The sequence below is a fragment of the Pseudomonas syringae group sp. 243L2 genome, assembly GCF_032587875.1.
GTDB classification, from domain to species: domain Bacteria; phylum Pseudomonadota; class Gammaproteobacteria; order Pseudomonadales; family Pseudomonadaceae; genus Aquipseudomonas; species Aquipseudomonas amygdali.
The window spans coordinates 43,344-63,287 of the sequence record NZ_JAWHPL010000017.1 but is presented as its reverse complement, the minus strand read 5'-3'; the positions used below and the strand labels follow the sequence as shown (position 1 = coordinate 63,287).

Annotated in this window: 17 protein-coding genes and 2 pseudogenes; 9 read left to right on the top strand and 10 right to left on the bottom strand. The window is 58.1% G+C overall.

Going from position 1 to position 19,944, the window contains the following annotated elements; genetic code table 11:
• Positions 1–73: 73 nt before the first annotated feature.
• From pcaF to pcaR, 4 genes are all read right to left on the bottom strand, one after another.
• On the bottom strand, positions 74–1,276 hold the full coding sequence (gene pcaF / locus RYB66_RS09390) for a 3-oxoadipyl-CoA thiolase (protein WP_316882911.1): 1,203 nt from the start codon (positions 1,274–1,276) through the stop codon (positions 74–76).
• Complete coding sequence (locus tag RYB66_RS09385; RefSeq protein WP_172681010.1) at positions 1,273–2,055, bottom strand: CoA-transferase subunit beta; 783 nt, start codon at positions 2,053–2,055, stop codon at positions 1,273–1,275. Before RYB66_RS09385 ends, pcaF begins: the two co-directional genes overlap by 4 nt.
• Positions 2,052–2,909: a CoA transferase subunit A gene (locus RYB66_RS09380; protein ID WP_002554965.1), complete on the bottom strand. Its 858-nt coding sequence runs from the start codon at positions 2,907–2,909 to the stop codon at positions 2,052–2,054. Before RYB66_RS09380 ends, RYB66_RS09385 begins: the two co-directional genes overlap by 4 nt.
• 200 nt (positions 2,910–3,109) lie before the next feature.
• Entirely contained in the window at positions 3,110–3,952 is an 843-nt protein-coding gene (gene pcaR / locus RYB66_RS09375) for a pca regulon transcriptional regulator PcaR (protein WP_003363842.1), read from the bottom strand.
• A gap of 836 nt (positions 3,953–4,788) precedes the next feature.
• Between pcaR and RYB66_RS09370 the strand changes: the two genes are divergently transcribed.
• Positions 4,789–4,986 carry a hypothetical protein gene (locus RYB66_RS09370; RefSeq protein ID WP_002554967.1) on the top strand — a complete coding sequence of 66 codons (198 nt, stop codon included), beginning with the start codon at positions 4,789–4,791 and terminating at the stop codon, positions 4,984–4,986.
• A gap of 205 nt (positions 4,987–5,191) precedes the next feature.
• Positions 5,192–6,664: an inorganic phosphate transporter gene (locus RYB66_RS09365; RefSeq protein ID WP_002554968.1), complete on the top strand. Its 1,473-nt coding sequence runs from the start codon at positions 5,192–5,194 to the stop codon at positions 6,662–6,664.
• 49 nt (positions 6,665–6,713) lie between these two features.
• Here RYB66_RS09365 and RYB66_RS09360 read toward each other — a convergent pair whose 3' ends face one another.
• Together RYB66_RS09360 and purU are read right to left on the bottom strand one after the other, a co-directional pair.
• Positions 6,714–6,914, bottom strand: coding sequence for a hypothetical protein (locus tag RYB66_RS09360; RefSeq protein ID WP_005779067.1), 201 nt, complete (start codon positions 6,912–6,914; stop codon positions 6,714–6,716).
• A 78-nt stretch (positions 6,915–6,992) separates the two neighbouring features.
• Positions 6,993–7,844 carry a formyltetrahydrofolate deformylase gene (purU, locus tag RYB66_RS09355; RefSeq protein WP_003363851.1) on the bottom strand — a complete coding sequence of 284 codons (852 nt, stop codon included), beginning with the start codon at positions 7,842–7,844 and terminating at the stop codon, positions 6,993–6,995.
• Positions 7,845–8,201: 357 nt separating this feature from the next.
• Here purU and mvaT point away from each other — a divergent pair, with 357 nt between their 5' ends.
• A complete protein-coding gene (gene mvaT / locus RYB66_RS09350) occupies positions 8,202–8,582 on the top strand; it encodes a histone-like nucleoid-structuring protein MvaT (RefSeq protein WP_002554971.1) in 381 nt (126 codons plus the stop codon).
• Positions 8,583–8,652: 70 nt separating this feature from the next.
• Here mvaT and sbcB read toward each other — a convergent pair whose 3' ends face one another.
• The gene (gene sbcB / locus RYB66_RS09345; protein ID WP_004658864.1) at positions 8,653–10,083 is read right to left on the bottom strand and encodes an exodeoxyribonuclease I; all 1,431 of its coding nucleotides are present in this window, start codon (positions 10,081–10,083) and stop codon (positions 8,653–8,655) included.
• Positions 10,084–10,262: 179 nt separating this feature from the next.
• Here sbcB and RYB66_RS09340 point away from each other — a divergent pair, with 179 nt between their 5' ends.
• The 4 genes from RYB66_RS09340 to RYB66_RS09325 are packed head-to-tail and all read left to right on the top strand — an operon-like array spanning position 10,263 to position 14,755.
• Positions 10,263–10,988 carry an RDD family protein gene (locus RYB66_RS09340; protein ID WP_002554974.1) on the top strand — a complete coding sequence of 242 codons (726 nt, stop codon included), beginning with the start codon at positions 10,263–10,265 and terminating at the stop codon, positions 10,986–10,988.
• Positions 10,985–11,965 (top strand): stage II sporulation protein M, encoded by a 981-nt coding sequence (locus RYB66_RS09335; protein ID WP_005745552.1) that lies wholly within the window; start codon positions 10,985–10,987, stop codon positions 11,963–11,965. The genes RYB66_RS09340 and RYB66_RS09335 overlap by 4 nt, the downstream gene beginning before the upstream one ends.
• Complete coding sequence (locus RYB66_RS09330) at positions 11,952–13,541, top strand: DUF4129 domain-containing protein (RefSeq protein WP_316894286.1); 1,590 nt, start codon at positions 11,952–11,954, stop codon at positions 13,539–13,541. Before RYB66_RS09335 ends, RYB66_RS09330 begins: the two co-directional genes overlap by 14 nt.
• A complete protein-coding gene (locus RYB66_RS09325; RefSeq protein ID WP_005745550.1) occupies positions 13,538–14,755 on the top strand; it encodes a DUF4350 domain-containing protein in 1,218 nt (405 codons plus the stop codon). The genes RYB66_RS09330 and RYB66_RS09325 overlap by 4 nt, the downstream gene beginning before the upstream one ends.
• A 120-nt stretch (positions 14,756–14,875) precedes the next feature.
• Here RYB66_RS09325 and RYB66_RS09320 read toward each other — a convergent pair whose 3' ends face one another.
• The 3 genes and pseudogenes from RYB66_RS09320 to RYB66_RS09310 form a co-directional block, all read right to left on the bottom strand.
• Positions 14,876–16,261: a GntP family permease gene (locus tag RYB66_RS09320; RefSeq protein ID WP_002554979.1), complete on the bottom strand. Its 1,386-nt coding sequence runs from the start codon at positions 16,259–16,261 to the stop codon at positions 14,876–14,878.
• 531 nt (positions 16,262–16,792) lie between these two features.
• A pseudogene (locus tag RYB66_RS09315) lies at positions 16,793–16,927 on the bottom strand (D-amino-acid oxidase); the annotation flags it as partial.
• A pseudogene (locus RYB66_RS09310) lies at positions 16,915–17,187 on the bottom strand (haloacid dehalogenase); the annotation flags it as partial. The pseudogenes RYB66_RS09315 and RYB66_RS09310, both read right to left, overlap by 13 nt.
• A gap of 293 nt (positions 17,188–17,480) precedes the next feature.
• On the opposite strand from RYB66_RS09310, the gene RYB66_RS09305 reads away from it, so the two are divergent.
• Positions 17,481–18,584, top strand: a complete 1,104-nt coding sequence (locus RYB66_RS09305; protein WP_005779058.1) for an AAA family ATPase — start codon at positions 17,481–17,483, stop codon at positions 18,582–18,584.
• On the top strand, positions 18,581–19,924 hold the full coding sequence (locus RYB66_RS09300) for a DUF58 domain-containing protein (protein WP_057404443.1): 1,344 nt from the start codon (positions 18,581–18,583) through the stop codon (positions 19,922–19,924). The genes RYB66_RS09305 and RYB66_RS09300 overlap by 4 nt, the downstream gene beginning before the upstream one ends.
• The last annotated feature ends 20 nt before the right edge of the window (positions 19,925–19,944 follow it).

Genomic DNA, 19,944 nt, shown 5'->3' with positions numbered 1-19,944 from the left:
ATCATCGGCCCGCCTTTTCGTGGAGGCAGACAAACGATCCGGGTTGCTGGACAACAGGTTGAAACGGGAGCGCTTACCGCTCGATGGCCAGCGCAAGGCCCTGCCCTACGCCGACGCACATGGTTGCCAGGCCTTTGCGCCCCCCGGTTTTTTCCAGGTGGTGCAACGCCGTCAGCACCAGGCGCGCGCCGCTCATACCCAGCGGATGACCGAGCGCAATGGCCCCGCCGTTGGGGTTGACCTGCGGTGCGTCGTCCGCCAGGCCCAGTTCGCGCAGAACTGCCAGACCCTGGCTGGCGAAGGCTTCGTTGAGCTCGATGACGTCGAAATCAGTCACCGCCAGACCCAGCCGCTCGACCAGCTTGCGTACCGCAGGCACCGGGCCGATGCCCATCACCCGAGGCGCAACCGCCGCGCTGGCCATGCCCAACACACGGGCGCGTGGCGTCAGGCCGTGCTTTTTGACAGCGTCGGCCGAAGCCAGAATCAATGCAGCAGCCCCGTCGTTGACCCCGGAGGCATTACCTGCGGTGACAGTTTTGTCCGCGCCGTTGACCGGCTTGAGTTTGCTCAGGGTTTCCAGGCTGGTATCACTGCGCGGATGCTCATCCTTGTCGACGATGGTTTCGCCTTTTTTGTGCGCAACCCGTACCGGCACAATCTCTTCCTCGAAAAAGCCCGCAGCCTGGGCAACGGCAGTGCGCTGCTGGCTGCGCAGGGCGAAAGCGTCCTGATCGGCTCGAGAAATCCTGAAGTCGGTTGCAACGTTGTCGCCTGTCTCGGGCATTGAGTCCACGCCGTACTGTGCTTTCATCGCCGGATTGATGAAGCGCCAGCCGATGGTGGTGTCTTCCAGCTTCATGTTGCGCGAGAACGCTGCATCAGCCTTGCCCATCACGAACGGTGCACGGGACATCGATTCGACGCCACCGGCAATCGCCAGCTCGATCTCGCCGGAAGCGATGGCACGGAACGCGGTGCCGATGGCGTCCATCCCGGAAGCACACAGGCGATTGAGAGTCACCCCCGGCACGCTCTCCGGCAGCCCCGCCAACAGCGCAGCCATGCGCGCAACGTTGCGGTTGTCCTCACCGGCCTGGTTGGCACAGCCGAAGAACACTTCGTCGATCTCCTGCCAGTTGACCGATGGGTTGCGCTCCATCAGTGCCTTGATCGGCACAGCGGCCAGGTCGTCGGCACGCACCGAAGACAGCCCCCCGCCAAAGCGACCGATGGGTGTGCGAATCGCATCGCAAATAAATACTTCACGCATCACGCTTCTCCTGCAACCTGACCATGAGCGGCGGCAGTCCGGGCTTCCAGATCACGCAGCGCCGTCAGCTCGACCTCGGTAGGCTCTTCGGAAACGACCACTGTGTCGGCAAAGCGGATCTCCCAGCCCGTGGCAGCAATCACCTGCTCGCGGGTCACGCCAGGGTGCAGCGTGGTCACAACGAACTCGTTGGTGCCTGCTTCCGGCTCCATGATGCACAGGTCGGTAATGATCCCCACCGGGCCGGCACCGGGCAGCCCCAGGCGCTTGCGCGAATCGCCGCCCTCGCCGTGGCCGACCGAGGTAATGAAGTCCAGCTTGTTGACGAACGAACGCGCCGACTGCTTGAGAATGATCAGCACTGACTTGGCCGAACCGGCGATTTCCGGCGCGCCACCGGCACCCGGCAAGCGCACTTTGGGATGATGATAATCACCGACAACGGTGGTGTTGATGTTGCCGAAACGGTCCACCTGCGCTGCGCCGAGAAAGCCGACGTCGACGCGCCCGCCCTGCAGCCAGTAACGAAAGATTTCGCTGGTGGATACCACCGTGTCGGCGGTTTCCGCCAACTCGCCATCGCCAATCGACAGCGGCAACACGGTAGGTTTGGCACCAATCGGGCCGGACTCGTAGATCAGCACCACGTCGGGTGCTGATGTCAGACGCGCCAGGTTCGCAGCCTTGGAGGGCAGACCGATGCCAACGAAGCACACCGAGCCATTACGCAGACGACGGGCTGCTGCAACGGTCATCATTTCACTGGTGGAGTAAGTCATTATTTGGCCTCCGAAGCGCGAGCCAGCTTGCTCTGGAATTCACTGAAATCTGCGGTGCCGTGGATATATTCGTCAATCCACGCGGTGAAGGTTTCACGGTCCCGGGCAATCGGGTCCCAGGCCTGGTAGAACGGGTTGTCACGCTCGTAATAGCCGTGCGCATAGGAGGGGTGAGCACCACCGGGCACCAGACACACGGCGCTCAATGCCCAAGTCGGCAGTACACAGGAATTCATCGGCGCTTGCAGGTCATCGACAATTTCTTCCACCGTCACAATGCATCGCTTCGCAGCCAGCGCGGCCTCTTTCTGCGCGCCGAGAATCCCCCACAGCAATACGTTGCCTTTGCGGTCGGCTTTCTGCGCATGGATAACAGTCACATCCGGGCGTACCGATGGCACAGCCGCCAGCACCTCACCGGTAAACGGGCAGGTTACCGTCTTGATCAGCGGGTTGACCTTGGGCAGGTCGGACCCGGCGTAGGCGCGCAGCACTGCGAACGGCAGGCCCGACGCACCAGCCACGTAGGCGTTGGCGAGGTCGGCATGGCTGTGCTCTTCGATTTCCATCGCGCGCGGCCATTGCTTTTCAACCGCATCACGCAGACGGTGTAGAGAACCGACGCCGGGGTTGCCGCCCCACGAAAAAATCAGACGCTTCGCACAACCGGCACCGATCAACTGGTCGTAGATCAGGTCGGGCGTCATGCGCACAAGGGTCAGGTCTTTTTTACCCTGACGGATAATTTCATGACCAGCGGCCGTGGGGATCAAATGCGTGAAGCCTTCCAACGCAACGATGTCGCCATCGTTGACCAGTTGCTTCACCGCATCGCGTAGAGAAAGAATGTCTGCCATGAGGTGCTCCGAACCCAACATCACGTTCAATGAACAGCGCGAAGACCTGCGCCGGAATGAAAATGAGGTTATGCCTGAGCAGACGGGCAAACAATCCGATAATCGACTAACCGTTCGGTAACCGAACAAATTCAGCTAACTAACGATCGCTCACGAGCTCGGATAACCAAGCCCGTTTAACCATACCCAGGCAAACAAGGTCAGGTAAACAGCTGCGTACTCAGGTCGCGGCTGGCATCGAGCATGATCGGCAGAAAGCGCTGTTCCAGCTCGCTGCGTGCCACACGCCCGGCGCTGGTACTGACATTCAGCGCAGCCAGCACCTGGCCCGACGCATCATAGACCGGCACGGCAATCGAGCGCAGCCCCTGCTCCAGTTCCTGATCAACAATACACCAGCCTTGTTGACGAACCAGTTGCAGACACTCGAGCAGCGCTTCCGGCGTGCGAATGGTACGACTGGTCTTGGGCTGCAGATCGACATGATCAAGGTATTCATGCAACGACACATCATCCAGCGCGGCCAGCAGAATTCGGCCCATGGACGTGCAATATGCCGGAAGGCGGCCGCCCACCGAGAGGTCGACCGAGATCAATCGCTGCGTGGTCGCCGAGCGCGCTATATAAAGGATGTCGTCACCTTCCAGCGTGGCCATGTTGCATGCCTCGTGCAACTGATCGCTCATACGGTCCAGATACGGCTGCGAAGAGGTCGCCAGAGGCGTCGATGACAGATAGGCGTGGCCCAGGGTCAGCACTTTGGGCAGCAGCGAGTACGTACGACCATCGGTGGTCGCGTAACCCAGTTTGATCAACGTATGCAGACAGCGGCGCACTGCCGCCCGGGGAATTTCCGTCCGGTGGCTGATCTGTGCAATGGTCAGGTGCCGCTTGCGCTCCTGAAATGCATGAATAACGGCAAGCCCGCGCGCCAGCGAAGTCATGAAATCCGGGTCTCCGGTCAGCGCCTGAATGCGCTTTGCGGGTGACGCCACGATGGGCGGTGCCAATGAGGCAAAAGATTTACGCAGTTCATCGTTCATTGACACACCCTCTGTAACTCCCTTCAGCCCCTGTGGAGCGCAGGTTTCAGGTCTATTGGAAGCAGTGAAGACAGCCTCTGCTTGTGCGATTATCGAACAGGTGGCCGATAATCGCAATTGACCCGCCGTAAATATACTTATACCTTTACCTCTGCCACGAAGTGACTTCTTGGAAATTACTGGTCAGGTACCCACTGAGAAGTCCAAGGCAGCGGCCTTGCTCACCAAGCAAGGCCGTTTTCATTGCGGCAGCGCCTGCTGCGCATGAACACGCCCCGCCTGCTGAACCCCCGCATCACAACTCCAGATATCGTGCATATAAAACTCTCTGAATTCCATCGTCAGGGTTTTGTCACCTGGTGTGTAAAATTTGTTTTATAAAAGTTCCGTCATATAAATGGCTCACTAAAACTTCGGAACAATCGTACAAAAAAACCAGACCTGTGAACTTATTCAACCTCTGTTGTTGACGTAACAGAACTTCTTGGAGATAGTATCCATCAGTGGGTCGGCAACACCCTCGCAAACGATTGATCCGTTCACCCGATTTCTGCCTCGATTATCCCGTCGAAGCGCTGTCACGGTGCACCATCGCCGCGCGATCAAAGGGAAGCCTGCCAGCGCAAGCCTTGCGCTTGAAATCACACACATGTCGCTACGACAGCTGTTTCTCTGGTGTACGTAGCCGCAGGCAATAACAGGATGTTCCGCAACCTTTTCGGGTAATGGCCCGAGCAGGTCGCTGGCTGTATCTGGTATACAGTCCGAATGGCGTGAACATACTTGCATTGTTTTGCGTCATCACCAGAACTCAATCGACTCGATCAGGTATTACAGTGACTAAAGATGAACTGCGCGCGGAACTTGAGCGCCAGGAACAACGTTACAAGGATGTCTACGGCGGTGAAATCACCACCTACGCCGCGCAACCGGAACCGGAACGCAAGCCTTGGCGCAAAAGAGCCAGCCTGCTGGACCAGGCGTTCAAGCAAGAATTGCAAAAAATGGAAGAAGGCCTGAAAGAAGAGCCGTGACATCGCGGGTCTCATGATCCCCGACCGCTCATCTCTGCCTTCCAGCCCCCGGAACTAAACGCCTCACAGCCTCATTGAGTATTCAACGGGGCGGCGCTCATGCGTCTTTTTTTTGGTTTGAGGCGACACCTCGCAGTGACGACAAGTCGTTCGGTATTTTTTCTGTCATAATCGCGCCCCCTTCAGACCCGGTCAGAAAACCTACATGATCGATTTATTCAGCGGGCTTGATGCCTGGGTGCTTGTGAGCCTTTTGCTCGCCCTGGCTTTTGTCCTCACCTTCGAGTTCATCAACGGCTTTCATGACACCGCCAACGCGGTGGCGACAGTCATTTACACCAAAGCCATGCCGCCTCATCTGGCCGTGTTCTTCTCTGGTGTATTCAACTTCCTCGGCGTGCTGCTGGGCGGTGTGGGTGTTGCCTACGCAATCGTCCATCTGCTGCCGGTCGAACTGCTCATCAACGTCAACACCGGACATGGCCTGGCCATGGTGTTCTCGCTGCTGGCGGCGGCCATTACCTGGAACCTCGGTACCTGGTACTTCGGCATCCCGGCCTCCAGCTCGCACACCTTGATCGGTTCGATACTCGGTGTCGGTCTGGCCAATGCACTGATCAACGGCATTCCGTTGGCCGACGGCGTCAACTGGCAGAAAGCGATCGACATTGGCGCTTCGCTGGTGTTCTCGCCGCTGGCCGGCTTCATCGTTGCAGGCCTGGTGCTGGTTGCGCTGAAATGGTGGCGCCCGCAGTCGAAGATGCATAAAACCCCGGACCAGCGTCGCAAGCTGGACGACAAAAAGCACCCGCCATTCTGGAACCGCCTGGTGCTGGTCATTTCCGCAATGGCGGTCAGCTTCGTACATGGTTCGAACGACGGCCAGAAAGGCATCGGCCTGATCATGCTGGTGTTGATCGGCATCGTGCCCAGCCAGTTTGTACTGGACCTGACCAGCACGACCTACCAGATCGAACGTACCCGCGATGCGACCCAGCATCTGAGCCAGTTTTATCAACGCAACAGCAGCACGCTGGGCGAATATCTGGCCATGGGCAAGGCTGAAAAAGGCGACTTGCCGTCCAGCTCTGCCTGTAATCCGAAGCAGACCGAACCCACCATCGACGCGTTGCTCGACCGCCTCAAAGGCGTTTCCGACTACCACTCGCTGGCCCCTGAAAGCCGTATCGAAGTGCGCCGCTATCTCTTGTGCCTGGACGACACGGCCCGCAAGGTCGGCAAACTTCCAGACCTGTCAGCGCGTGAAAAGTCCGATCTGGAGAAACTTCGCAAAGACCTGACCACCACCACAGAATACGCACCGTTCTGGGTAATTCTGGCGGTCGCACTGGCACTGGGCATCGGTACCATGGTTGGCTGGAAACGCGTAGTACTGACGATCGGCGAGAAGATCGGCAAGCAAGGCATGACTTACGCACAGGGCATGTCGGCGCAAATCACCACCGCCTGCGCAATCGGCCTGGCTAACGTGTTCAGTCTGCCGGTTTCCACCACCCACATCCTGTCATCAGGCGTTGCCGGGACCATGGTCGCCAACAAGAGCGGCCTGCAAGGCGGAACGGTTCGCACCATCCTGCTGGCCTGGGTGCTGACCCTGCCTGCAACGGTCGCCTTGTCCGCAGCGCTGTTCTGGCTGGCCTCCAAGGCACTGTCCTGACTCAGAGCCCTTCAGGTGGTGCAGCCTTGCACTGCCTGAAGGGCTTGATTCACCCCTCTCCCTCCGCACCTTTCTCGACAAGCCTTTCAGCGGGCATTTCCGATTGCTGCAACTCACGCCATAGCGCTGCTGCACCGTCGAAATCGGCACCGTTTTCCGGAGTCAGGGCAGCGGGGTCATAGCGGCTGAGACAGCCCTCGCCAAGCGTGGCGGGAGCGGTGGATGTGGCTTTTTCGAAAGGATCGGTCATTGGCTGTCACCCTGAGCGTTGCACCATTGCCGACGAGCCAGGTCGGGAGCGCGACAGGCGCACTCCCGAAAAGATAGATCAGTCGAAGACGACTGTCTTGTTGTCGTGTACCAGAACACGGTCTTCCAGATGAGCGCGCAGGCCGCGGGCCAATACCATCTTTTCCACGTCGCGACCGAAGCGCACCATGTTTTCGATGCTGTCGCGATGGCTGACGCGCACCACATCCTGCTCGATGATCGGGCCGGCATCGAGCTCTTCGGTCACATAGTGACAGGTCGCGCCAATCAGCTTGACGCCACGCAACGACGCCTGATGATAAGGCTTGGCGCCGACGAAGGATGGCAGGAAGCTGTGGTGAATGTTGATCACCTGATGGGCATATTCACGGCACAGCTGTGGCGGCAGAATTTGCATGTAACGCGCAAGGACCACAACGTCCGCCTGATGATGCCCGACAAGACGCGAAACTTCGGCAAATGCAGGCTCCTTGTCTTTCGGGTCCACCGGGACATGGTAATAAGGAATGTCATGCCACTCGACCATGCTGCGCAGGTCCTGATGGTTTGAAATCACACAGGCTATGTCACAGTCGAGTTCGTCGCTGTGCCAACGGTGCAGCAGGTCGGCCAGACAGTGCGATTCGCGGCTTGCCATGAGCACGACGCGCTTCTTCTGCGCCGAGTCGGTGATGCGCCAGTCCATCGAAAACTCTTCCGCGATCGGCGTGAACGCTTCACGGAACCCGTCCAGGTCAAAAGGCAGGGTGTCGGCACGTATCTCGTGACGCATGAAAAACCAGCCGCTGAGATTGTCCGAATGATGACTCGCTTCGGTGATCCAGCCGTTATGGGACGCCAGAAAGTTACTGACTTTGGCAACGATGCCTACACGGTCCGGGCAAGCAATCACCAGACGAAAAGTGCGCATTGGGGGAAACTCCAGAACTTCGCAAAGCCGCTATTCTAGCGGCTGCGCAGCAAAACTGCAGTATCTTTGCTGCCTGAATGTGCAGGCAGAAAAGGACACCGCCCAGGCAAAAGATTGCACCGTGCCAGTATCGACTTTTACCACCCGCGACGCCTAACAAGACCTATATAAAGAAGGGCTTTATAGCGAGGATCTTTTGAAGGGGGCTCGGCGCTTGCCTAGTTCAGACGTCTGTAGGACGCGTGTATATTGCTAAATAATTCAAATAAAACTTTTATTTAATGTTTACTTGCTCATTTACAGTGACTATTATTGCCCCACTGTATCCCTGCAACCTACACAACATAAGGTCTCCTCATGTCCCTGATCAACGAATACCGCGCCACAGAAGAAGCCATCAAAGAACTGCAAGCCCGTTTGAAGAACCTGTCGCAAGACGACAAACTGCAAACCGAGCTGGAATTCGAAGGCAAGCTGCGTACGCTGATGGGCGAATATCAAAAGTCGCTGCGTGACATCATTGCCCTGCTGGATCCGGATGCCAAGGTAAACAAAGCCCCCCGTGGCGGCGCTGTTAAACCTGCCGGTACCAAACGCGCCCGCAAGGTCAAGCAATACAAGAACCCGCACAACGGTGAAGTCATCGAAACCAAAGGTGGCAACCACAAGACATTGAAAGAGTGGAAAGCCAAGTGGGGCAGCGACGACGTCGAAAGCTGGGCCACTCTGCTGGGCTAAGCTTCAAACGGTCGCGCTTCATTGCGATTGCAAAAACGCCAGCCTGCTGGCGTTTTTTATTGTCCGTTATTTATACACCCAGACGTTTACTCAGCGCCTGCGCGTAATCCTGCCATTGGCGCAATACCTCCAACTGCTCTGGCGCGGCACTAAGAGAGCATTCAGCCAGCGCAGTCGCAAAGTCCTTCAGGGTATTGGGCGCCCCCCGTTCCGGGTCGCTCAGCCGCTGCTGACAGAAGTCCTGCCACCGCTGTTGCTCTTCACTGCTCAAGGTGTCAGGAAAGTTACGAGCGCGGTACCTGAATAACAATTCAGGCAAGCGGGCGTCATCAAACGGCCACGCGTCACGTGCCAGTTGTTCGGGCTCGGCTTGCCGAACTTGCTCGCACAGTCGACGATCACGGTCACCAATAAAACCGTCATATAACTGCTGTTCTGGATCCTCACTTGCAGCAAAATCTTCCTTGCCATAAAGGACGCTCAGTTTATCCTGCCAAACTTCCCGGCTTTCACTCAACTGCGTTGCGCGTGCCTGGTAGCCCGCCATGTCCAGTTGCAGCCGCTGCTGATCTTCGCTGCGTAGCACCCCCAGGGGGGCTATCACCGGGCAACGGTTTATATGCAGTAATTTGAGCGGCACCGGCAATTCGCCTTCCCCCAGCGCTTCATGCCGGGTATATAAACGCTGCTTGAGTATTTCAGCGTCGTCTTGCAACAACGGTGAAGGGTCAAGGTGCAGGTCACAGACGATCAGCGCGTTGCGGTTATGCGGGTGCCATGCCAGCGGAAGCACCACGCCAAGGTAATTGCGTGCCGCAGAAAAACGTCCCGATATATGCACCAGTGGCTGCATCAGACGAACCTGCTCCTGGACTTTCTGTTTACTGCGTAATGCGAACAGGTAGTCATAAAGCTTCGGCTGTTTTTCACGAATCAGGCGCGCCAGGGCAATAGTTGCACGCACGTCGGATAACGCATCATGCGCCTGTCCATGATCAATACCGTTGGCAGCAGTCAGTCGTTCCAGCTTGAGTGTGACGCGACCGTCCTGTTCGGGCCAGACAATGCCGTCGGGGCGTAATGCATAGGCCGCGCGCACGACATCAATCAGATCCCAGCGGCTGTTACCGCCCTGCCACTCGCGTGCATAAGGGTCGAAGAAGTTGCGGTAAAAACTGTAACGCGTGACTTCATCGTCAAAACGCAAGGTGTTGTAACCCGCACCACATGTCCCTGGCGCAGATAGTTCGGCATGTACGCGGGTCATGAAATCCGCCTCGCACAAGCCTTTTTCCGCCAGCGTGGCCGGCGTTATTCCGGTAATCATACAGGCAACGGGATGGGGCAGAATGTCGTCACTTAGCTGGCAATGAAGATTGACCGGCGGCGCGATTTCATTGAGTTCGGTATCGGTGCGGATGCCGGCCATCTGCAGCGCACGGTCATTGCGCGGGTTGATGCCGGTGGTTTCGTAGTCGTACCAGAAAATGCTGGAAGTCACGGGCTGATCCTGAACAAAAGACCCGCGAAGTGTAGGGCGTGACAGGTGTCATTGCCTAATCGGGTAATATCCGGCGTACCGGGAAATGTTTTCTTACAGCCCGCGTCTTGAATGGTCGGTTGCTTAGCTCCGCTGCGATAGCTAGCATCAGTTTTCGTTTTCAGGCGCGTCCTCCGACAATGTCATCCCTTCCCGCTTCGCCAAGGAATGCAGCGCTGCCCACGCCACTGGACACCCGCATTGAAATCGAGACGCCGGAAGGCATCGATATGGTTCTTCGCCCTGCCGGACTTGTTTCCCGCGCATTGGCGTTCGGAATCGACTTCGCCATTCGCGCAGCCGTTATCGGCGTGTTCTTTTTACTCTTGCAGTGGTTTGACAAGCTCGGCATGGGCCTGGCCGCCATCGTGTTTTTTCTGGTCAACTGGTGGTACATGGTGCTGTTTGAAGTGCTGAGTCAGGGGCGCACTCCCGGAAAGCGGGTCCTCGGCCTGCGGGTGGTGCACGATGACGGCACACCGATAGACTGGTCCGCGTCGTTGATACGCAACCTGCTGCGTTTCGTCGACATGCTCCCGCTGGGCTACGGGCTAGGTGCAATCAGTTGTCTGAGCCATCCATTGTTCAAACGGCTGGGTGATCTCGCAGCCGGGACGCTGGTTATCTATAGCGACCAGCCTGTAACGCGCCCCACCCTGCCAGAGGCAGAACCGGTGATTGTGCCGTTCGCCCTGCATCTGGACGAACAACGGGCAGTGCTCGGTCTGGCGGAACGACAAGGTGAACTGTCCATTGCCCGCACCCGGGAGCTGGCCGCAATTCTTGCTGAACCCTTGCACATCCCCGCTGATCAGGCGGTCGCTCATGTAAACGGCATCGCCCGCAACCTGCTGGGGCCGAAATGAAGCAGAGCCTCTTTGAAACCCGCCATAAAGATGAGTGGCAACGTTTTGGTCAGCGCCTTGATGCGCTGGAAAACGGCAAGGCCGATGTCAATGCCTGCGAAACATTCCCCGGTGATTATCGACGCGTCTGCCACCACCTGGCGCTGGCACAGGAGCGTGGCTACAGCAGCCACCTGGTCGACCCCCTGCATCAACTGGCCATGCGCGGCCACCAACAACTTTACCGCCACCGCAGCGCGATGGGCGCTCGTCTGCTGGGCTTTGTACTCGGAGGTTTTCCGCGACTGGTGCGCGCCGAGTGGCGTTTCGTCCTGGTCGCCAGCCTGTTGTTCTTCGGCAGCCTGATCGGCATGGGGTTGTTGGTCTACGGTTTTCCGCAACTGATCTACAGCATCGTCAGTCCTGAGCAACTGGCCGACATGCAGAGCATGTATGACCCATCGGCCAGCCGGATCGGACAACCCGCCGAAAGAGCCTCCGACGCAGACTGGATGATGTTCGGCTACTACATCATGAACAATATCGGTATTGCCTTTCAAACCTACGCCAGCGGTTTGCTGTTCGGGCTGGGCAGCCTGTTTTTTCTGCTGTTCAATGGGTTGATGACAGGCGCAATTGCCGGTCATCTGACCGACATAGGCTTTGGGCAGACATTCTGGACATTCGTCATCGGTCACGGTGCTTTCGAGCTGACCGCCATCGCCCTGGCCGGGGCGGCGGGTCTGAAGCTGGGATGGGCTTTGCTGGCCCCAGGAAGACTGACGCGCAGTACCGCGCTGCGTGTTGCGGCCAGGACCAGTGTGCAACTGATCGGCGGGGTCATTCTGTTCCTGCTTATTGCGGCATTCATTGAGGCTTACTGGTCATCGATGACCTGGCCCGGACCGCTGCTCAAGTACCTTGCAGGTGCCGCCCTATGGTTGCTGGTCGCCGCGTATCTGACCCTCGCAGGACGTACCCCCCATGCGCCTGACTGAGTCAAACGTCGCCATACGTCCTCGATCTCCTTGGGAAGCCATCGACCTGGGCGTGCTGCTCGCGGGTCGTCACCGCGGTCTGCTGATGAGCAGTTGGGCAATCGTCACCCTGCCCGTTTTCTGCCTGCTCAGCGCACTGCTATGGGACTATCCCACGGCCGCCATTCTGCTGTTCTGGTGGCTCAAGCCTGCGTTCGAACGCTTGCCGCTGCTCATCCTGTCGCAGTCACTGTTCGGGGCAACGCCGACGCCCGGGCAAGCCCTCAAGGCGTGGCCCGCCACTTTGAAAAGCCAGCTGTTGCCAAGCCTGTTATGGCGAAGACTCAGCCTGAGTCGCAGCTTTCAGTTACCGGTGCAGCAACTGGAGCATCTGGCAGGCACGGAACGCGACCTGCGTATCAGCCTGCTCAGCCAGAAAGACCTGCGCGCCGCACGGCTGCTTACCATCGTCGGCGCACACCTGGAATACTCATTGTGGATAGGTCTGCTGATCCTGCTTTACGCGTTTATTCCGCAGCAGATCCAGATCGACTGGCACTGGATGAGTCTGCTCGAAGTTGAAAACCAGTGGCTATGGATCGACCACCTGACCAACCTCTTCTATGCACTGGCGTTGGTACTCTGGGAACCCATCTACGTTGCGTGCGGCTTCACCCTGTACCTCAATCGCCGTACGGTCCTTGAGGCGTGGGATATAGAGCTGGTTTTCAGACGCCTGCGTCAGCGCCTGATCGGCAGCGCCTATGTAGTGTTGATCGGTGTCGGACTGGTGCTTTCGACGGCACCGGCCACGGTCTGGGCCGAACAACAGAGCTACAGCTGCCCGCTGCCCGATAGCAGCGCGACAGAACCGCCCACCTCCCTAGCTGCACCGGACACGCCGCGCCTGACCCGCCAGACACTGACCAGCGAAGCGGCACGTAGCGAAATACACAGCATCCTGCAACAGCCGCCCTTCAAGAACCCCAAAATTGAGACAGGCTGGCACTTCCCTGAACAACAGAAAAGCCAGTCAGTGGTTCGGGACACGCACGATCAGGGCTGGCTGATTACCTGGCTCAATGGGCTTCTTCGGGCCGCAAGCGCCTTGGCCAGCCTGATTGAAGTGCTGCTCTGGGGCGTGGTTATCGGCCTGACCGGGCTGGTGCTCTGGTATTACAGAGACTGGCTCAAGACCTTTGCAAGCAGGGCGCCCGGCAGAACAAAAACCGCCCGCCCGGCTCCCCGGCAGCTACTGGGCCTGCAAGTGAATGCCGAAAGCCTGCCTGACGATGTCGCTGGCCGGGCCGAACAGCTCTGGAGCAGTCAGCCTCGTGAAGCCCTCAGCCTGTTGTACCGCGCACTGCTCAGTCGCTTGCTGAACGACTATCGACTGCCGTTGAAAAGCGCCGATACCGAAGCTCAGGTATTGGCGCACATCGCTGCGCTGAACCAGCCGCTGCTCAGTGAATTCAGTCATGACCTGACCATGCACTGGCAGAACCTTGCCTACGGACATCGACTGCCACCGGCCCATGCCCGGCAGCAACTCTGCGATGGCTGGCGTCGCCTGTTCAACTCGTCGGTGCAGGCATGAGCCGCCGTAGCGGAATACTGATCGGGCTACTGGCCCTTTTACTGCTGGCAGGCGCAGGGCTTTACCTGAGCCGTCACCTGGAGCGCTACGAGAAAACCGTGGATCAGGGCCCCTCGCCACAGGCAAAGGCCAATCCCTGGCTTGCGGCCGAATACTTCCTGCGTGGCCTCTCTATCCCGGTAAACACCACTGACACGCTGGCCCGACTTCCCGACCCGAGTCAAAGTACCCAGACGCTGCTATTGCTCAATGACCGGGAAGAAATGACACCTGCACAAACCGAACGGCTGCTGAACTGGGCCGAAGCGGGCGGGCACCTGCTATTGGTGGCCGAGCAACTCTGGAATGAGAAAAAAGGTCGCAGCGGCGATCTGTTGCTGGACAGGTTGCAGGTTCATCAGTACCTCACCACGGCCATCAATGCGCAGGAACAACAGCTGAGCGACGCTCAGCCGCCGCTGCCCATCCCGTTGATAACCCCCTCGCCAAAACGCAAAAAAGAGCCTTGGCCGGAACTGACCCGCCTGTATCTGGAAAACGAAAGTGCCCCGGCATACATGAGCTTCGATCCTGCGTTCCATCTGGAAGACCCGCAAGACCATGCACAGTCGTGGGCCAACAGCGCCGATGCCACACACCTGCTGCAAATAAACCGTGGTAACGGATTGATCACGATTGTGACTGACGCCAACCTGTGGAAAACCCGCTCGATCGGCAACTATGACAATGCCTGGCTGCTCTGGTATCTGACCCAGGGCAGTGAAGTGACCCTCGTGCTGCAAACCGAACACGACAACCTGCTGACCCTGCTGCTGCGCAACTACCCTCAGGCACTGCTGACGCTGGCGTTGCTGATTGGCCTGGGCCTCTGGCACATCGGCTTGCGCGAAGGCCCGATGCGACGGCCCGCCCCCCTTGCACGTCGCCAACTGACCGAGCACCTGCGTGCCAGCGCCGAATTCCTGCGCAGACGCAGCGGGCAACAAACGCTGATAAAGAGCCTGCAACAAGACATCCTGCGCCGCGCCCGCCAGCTTCATCCAGGCTTCGAGCGGCTGGCTGTCGCAGAACAATGGCAGGTGCTTTCGCGCCTGACCCGACAGCCCACCAGCGCCATCAGCGACGCCCTGCGCCCTCGCCCGCCGCAACGCGTCTCACACAGCGAATTCACCCGTCAGGTAGCCCACCTGCAAACGCTCAGGAATGCCCTATGATCCTGCACTGGCGAATCGTTGGATATCTGCGATATTGAAATCAAACCTTTAGAAGCTCATGGGTACGTAGTGTTGGATACCTCATTTGGGCAGGCTTCGGCGCTGCGAATGAATCCCGACTCAACTTACTGTAATAACCGCATTCAAGATCAACACCACAACCAATCCGACCACCGCCACAATGGATTGAACCACCGAGATAGTCTTCGTCGCCTCCCCCATTGTCATGCCAAAGGACTCCTTCACCATCCAGAAGCCTGCATGATTCGCATAGTTGAAAAACAGCGAACCGCAGCCGATTGACAATGCCAGCAAGGGCAAGTTGAGGGTGGGATCAGCACCCGCAAGCGGTGCCAACAGGCCTGCAGCCCCTACGATACCCACAGTTGCGGAGCCAGTAGAGACCGAGAGTAACATCGCAATCAGCCAACCCAGGATTAACGGAGGGAAGGCAGACTGCTGGGTCAGGTGCACGATAGCATCGCCTACCTTGGCACTGGTTAGCATCTCCTGAAATGCCCCGCCTCCTGCGATGATCATGATGATGGAGGCGATAGGCTTGAGGCTTTTACCCAGTGAATCACGCACCTTTTCGGCATCGCCACCGCGCGCCAGTACCAGGCTTGCGCCGGCGAAAAGCACGCCTAATAGCATGGATATCAAAGGGTTGCCCACGAAACTGGCCATTTGCAGGATCGCATTGCCCTTTGGTAGCACCATCTCGGCGACGGCATTGATCAGCATCAGGATCGCCGGTAGCAAGGCTGCCAGTACGCCGAGCAAAACGCCGGGACGGGGTTGATTGTCGGTTTTTTCGGCCAGAGTGAACTGATCAAGTAATGCCTGATCAGGCCTGGTGCTCATGCGCTTCGAAATGAACGCGCCATAAAGTGGACCGCCCAAAATCATTGCTGGAATAGCCGCGAGAAAGCCGTAGAGCATTGTGGGCCCCACTGAGGTTTTGAGTGCAGCGATGGCCGTCAACGGGCCAGGGTGCGGCGGTACCATGCCATGCATAGCGGCGAGCGCCGAAATCACTGGAACACCCACATACACATACGCCGAGCCTTTGAAGCGAGCCTGGCTTTCCAGCTTTCGCGCCACACTGAATATCAGCGGCAGCATAATCACCAAACCCACCTCGAAAAACATGGGTATGCCAACGACAAACGCAACCATCATCATTGCCCAAGGTATCAGGCGATCCGGGGTGCGCTTGAGGATGACCTCGGCCAGCTGCTCCGTGACGCCAGCATCAGCCAGGATTTTGCCTAGCATCGCGCCAAGCGCGATCACAATCCCAACGGCCCCTAGTGTCTTTCCGGCACCGGCGATCAAGTGAGCGACGATACTTTCTGGCTGCATTTGGGTAGCAAAGCCCACACCCACAGAAACTACCATCAGGGCCAAAAGCGGGTGCATCTTGAGGCGCGACACGATCAGTGCCACCAATACCACGACGCTGACAAGCGCGGTCATTAGAAGCTGTATATCTAAGGTAGTCATGAAAATATCTCAGTTGGGCTGGCGCTGAGGCTGCACTCAGCATTTGAAAAACCGGTTCGAGACGTAACGCTCGACGGAGCACGCAAAAAACCAGACAGCGTATGGGTGCCTTCACGTGCAACACCCGTTTCAGGAAAGGCAAACACTTCGCGACCTGCTGCCATGTCACTGCTGTCAGGTAGTTCAGTCAGGAGGTCAACATGGAAATAGGCATGAGAGCGACGCCACTCTAGCGGGGTGCCGGCGTAGTCACGGGCCAGGGTGCCAGTGATTGGTTGCAATCTGCTGGGCCAACTGGTCATGAAGATGTTGATACAGCGGCAAACGGGCATCGTTGGACAGAGCATTCATTGACCTATTCGCCTTGTTATATAGTCATATATATGAATCGCAGCAAAGTATTTCCCCAATGACAAAAACTTGTCAAGACTGATCTTCTTTCATAAGCAAGATCAGGTCGTAACTGCAGACAGAGGGCAGATGCAAGCTGTGTTCAGGGACGCCAGCTAATCTGCGGAGCAATGCAGTCGATCAGAAGTCCGCCACTTTACTCCAGGCTGATTTCCGGAATCGGCCCGGGTGATACGGTCGCGGATCAACGATCGGGGGTGCGACGCTGACAATATCGGCAATCAAGTGACCCGCGCCGGGGCTTAAAGACCGACCAATTCTGGCAATCCGCCAATGTCAGGGATCTGGTGGTAGCCGAAGGCGACATCCGCCGGCTGCTCATGGCCGCGGGCGACGAAGGCTTTGTGCTTGATTTTCATGTCATGGGCCGACATCAAGTCATAACGGAAGCTTGAAGATACGTGCAGCACATCTTCAGGTGCGCAGCCAAGGCTATCGAGCATGAACTCAAACGCTGCCAGGCGCGGTTTACAGGCTTGAGCCTGTTGAGCGGTGAACACTTTGTGGAACGGCGCTACTCCTGAATAAAGCCGGAGGGGCACTGCCTGTGAGTGCCCGATCCTGGTCGATTGCTGTCTTTACCTAACAGGCACGCAAACGCACCTGCCTTTCAGACAGAAAAGGCATCCTTGCGCAGATATCTATCTTTGGTGCAGACGGCAGCTATGTCAGTGCAATTGAATGGCATGCACCAATACGCCGCATGCCCTGAGCGGTTACCATGGAAATAATGCTCGGCAAGAGAAAAAACATTCAGTCGCTGCGCACAAAAATTACGAAAAAGCCAAATCAGGTAAGTAATTGATTTATGGACGATAAATCTAATATAAAAGTTAGTGACGCTCCAGAAGTCGCGAGCGATCAAACGCCCGAAACATCAGGCAGCACCGGGCCCTTTATCGAGCCTTCCATCGAACCGGCCAGCCCGACGAGCGCCGCGAGCACTCAGTTGCAGCAGCGGCAACGCGCCAGCCAGCTGGCTCAGGCGTTGCGTAACGAGTTGCAAAAGGCTGTGATTGGCCAAAACGCGGTGATCGAGGACGTGCTGACCGCCCTGATCGGCGGCGGGCATGTGCTGCTGGAAGGCGTACCGGGGCTGGGTAAGACGTTGCTGGTCCGGGCGCTTGCCAGTTGCATAGGCTGTGAGTTCGCGCGCATTCAATTTACGCCGGACCTGATGCCCAGCGATGTCACCGGCCATGCTGTGTACGACATGCAGACCGAGCAGTTCAAGCTGCGCAAGGGGCCGCTGTTCACCAACCTGCTGCTGGCCGACGAAATAAACAGGGCACCGGCCAAGACGCAGGCCGCGCTGCTCGAAGCCATGCAGGAGCGGCAAGTAACCCTCGAAGGTAGGGCGCTGCCCATCCCGCAGCCGTTCATGGTGTTGGCAACCCAGAACCCTATCGAACAGGAAGGCACTTACCCACTGCCGGAAGCCGAACTGGATCGTTTCATGCTCAAGCTGCGCATGGACTATCCCGAAGCGCTGGAAGAGCTGAACATGGTGCGCCAGGTCACCCGCTCGACCCGTGCCGACATGCTGGATGTGCGACCGCTGCGGGTCATCATGCAGGCTCGAGAGGTTCAGGCGCTGCAACGCATTGCCAGCGAGCTGCCCATTGATGAACAGGTGCTGGACTACGCAGTACGCGTGGCGCGCAGTACGCGCACCTGGCCAGGTCTTAGCCAGGGCGCAGGGCCGCGCGCTTCAATTGCACTGGTGCGTGGCGGGCGGGCCAGAGCATTGTTGCGCGGCGGTGAGTTCGTTACTCCGGACGATATCAAGGGCTGCGCGCTGGCTGTGTTGCGACACAGGGTCAGGCTGTCACCGGAGCTGGACATCGAGGGCCTTTCAGTGGATCAGGTGCTTCGGCAGATCCTTGATCAGGTCTCGGCACCGCGCCTGTGAATCAGGTTCTGAAACCGTCGGTTCCGATGCTGCGCTGGCTCGGTGGGTTCATGTGCGTTGCATTACTGACAGGAACGCTCCATGCGCTGGGCATCGAGTATCCGGCAAAAATCGACGAGTTTTATTGGGCAGCGTTGCTGGCATTCGCGGGTGTCAGCCTGCTTGATGCATTCTGGCTGTTCAGGCGTCCCTCGCCACGCGTGCAGCGCGAGCTTGCGGGCAGCCTGGCGCTGGACCGCTGGAACGAGGCGCGGCTCGACCTGCAACACAACGGTGCCAAGCCAGTCACCATGCAGGTGTTCGATCATGTGCCGCATGGCCTGGAACATGAAAACCTGCCGCAGTCCATCATCCTGCCTGCGCGCGGCAAAGGCAGCATCGGTTACCGTCTGCGCCCCTCGAGCCGTGGTCATTTCATCTTCGAGCAGTGCGAAATCAGCCTGCCGGGGCCTTTGGGCCTGTGGACGGCACGCCGCTATCTTCCGGTACACAGCACGACCCGCGTCTACCCGGACTTCGCCCGACTTTACGGTGGGCAACTGCTGGCGGTGGACAACTGGCTGAGCCAACTGGGGGTGCGCCAGTTGCAACGTCGCGGGGCAGGAATGGAATTCAATCAGTTGCGCGAGTTTCGTGAAGGCGACAGCTTGCGCCAGATAGACTGGAAAGCTACCGCCCGCCAGCGCTCCCCCATTGCTCGCGAGTATCAGGACGAGCGGGATCAACAGATCGTTTTCATGCTCGATTGCGGACGTCGAATGCGCAGCCAGGACGGTGATTTGTCTCACTTCGATCACGCGCTCAATGCCTGCCTGCTATTGAGTTATGTCGCACTGCGTCAGGGTGACTCGGTTGGCCTTGCGACGTTTGCGGGTGAGCAGGACCGCTATCTGGCCCCCGTAAAAGGGCCGGGGCAGCTCAACCTGTTGCTCAACTCGGTCTATGACCTGCAGACCACCCGGCGCCCTGCTGACTACAGCGCCGCCGTTCGCCAATTGATGGTGCGCCATAAAAGACGTTCACTGGTGGTACTGATCACCAACCTGCGCGATGAAGACGATGAGGAACTGGTGGCTGCTGCAAGACAGCTTGGCAAGCAGCACCGGGTGCTGATTGCCAGCCTCAGGGAGGAAGTGCTCGACAGTCTGCGTCAGGCCCCCGTACAAACCTATGATCAAGCGCTGGATTATTGCGGAACCCTGAATTTCCTCAACGCTCGCGCTTCGCTGCACGACCGCTTGAGCGCTCAAGGCATTGCAATAATGGATGCTCGACCAAGGGAGCTGGGGCCGCAGCTGGTCAGCCGTTATCTGAGCTTGAAAAAGGCAGGTACGCTATAAGCGAAACCTTGCGGGTCAGC

Excerpts from the sequence above, each read along its gene's own strand:
- RYB66_RS09330 (WP_316894286.1), top strand. The coding sequence starts at position 11,952 with ATGCGCCTGACTGAGTCAAACGTCGCCATACGTCCTCGATCTCCTTGG.
- RYB66_RS09320 (WP_002554979.1), bottom strand. The coding sequence starts at position 16,261 with ATGACTACCTTAGATATACAGCTTCTAATGACCGCGCTTGTCAGCGTC.
- RYB66_RS09365 (WP_002554968.1), top strand. The coding sequence starts at position 5,192 with ATGATCGATTTATTCAGCGGGCTTGATGCCTGGGTGCTTGTGAGCCTT.
- RYB66_RS09335 (WP_005745552.1), top strand. The coding sequence starts at position 10,985 with ATGAAGCAGAGCCTCTTTGAAACCCGCCATAAAGATGAGTGGCAACGT.
- pcaR (WP_003363842.1), bottom strand. The coding sequence starts at position 3,952 with ATGAACGATGAACTGCGTAAATCTTTTGCCTCATTGGCACCGCCCATC.
- mvaT (WP_002554971.1), top strand. The coding sequence starts at position 8,202 with ATGTCCCTGATCAACGAATACCGCGCCACAGAAGAAGCCATCAAAGAA.
- RYB66_RS09360 (WP_005779067.1), bottom strand. The coding sequence starts at position 6,914 with ATGACCGATCCTTTCGAAAAAGCCACATCCACCGCTCCCGCCACGCTT.
- RYB66_RS09340 (WP_002554974.1), top strand. The coding sequence starts at position 10,263 with ATGTCATCCCTTCCCGCTTCGCCAAGGAATGCAGCGCTGCCCACGCCA.
- RYB66_RS09380 (WP_002554965.1), bottom strand. The coding sequence starts at position 2,909 with ATGGCAGACATTCTTTCTCTACGCGATGCGGTGAAGCAACTGGTCAAC.
- purU (WP_003363851.1), bottom strand. The coding sequence starts at position 7,844 with ATGCGCACTTTTCGTCTGGTGATTGCTTGCCCGGACCGTGTAGGCATC.
- RYB66_RS09305 (WP_005779058.1), top strand. The coding sequence starts at position 17,481 with ATGGACGATAAATCTAATATAAAAGTTAGTGACGCTCCAGAAGTCGCG.
- RYB66_RS09325 (WP_005745550.1), top strand. The coding sequence starts at position 13,538 with ATGAGCCGCCGTAGCGGAATACTGATCGGGCTACTGGCCCTTTTACTG.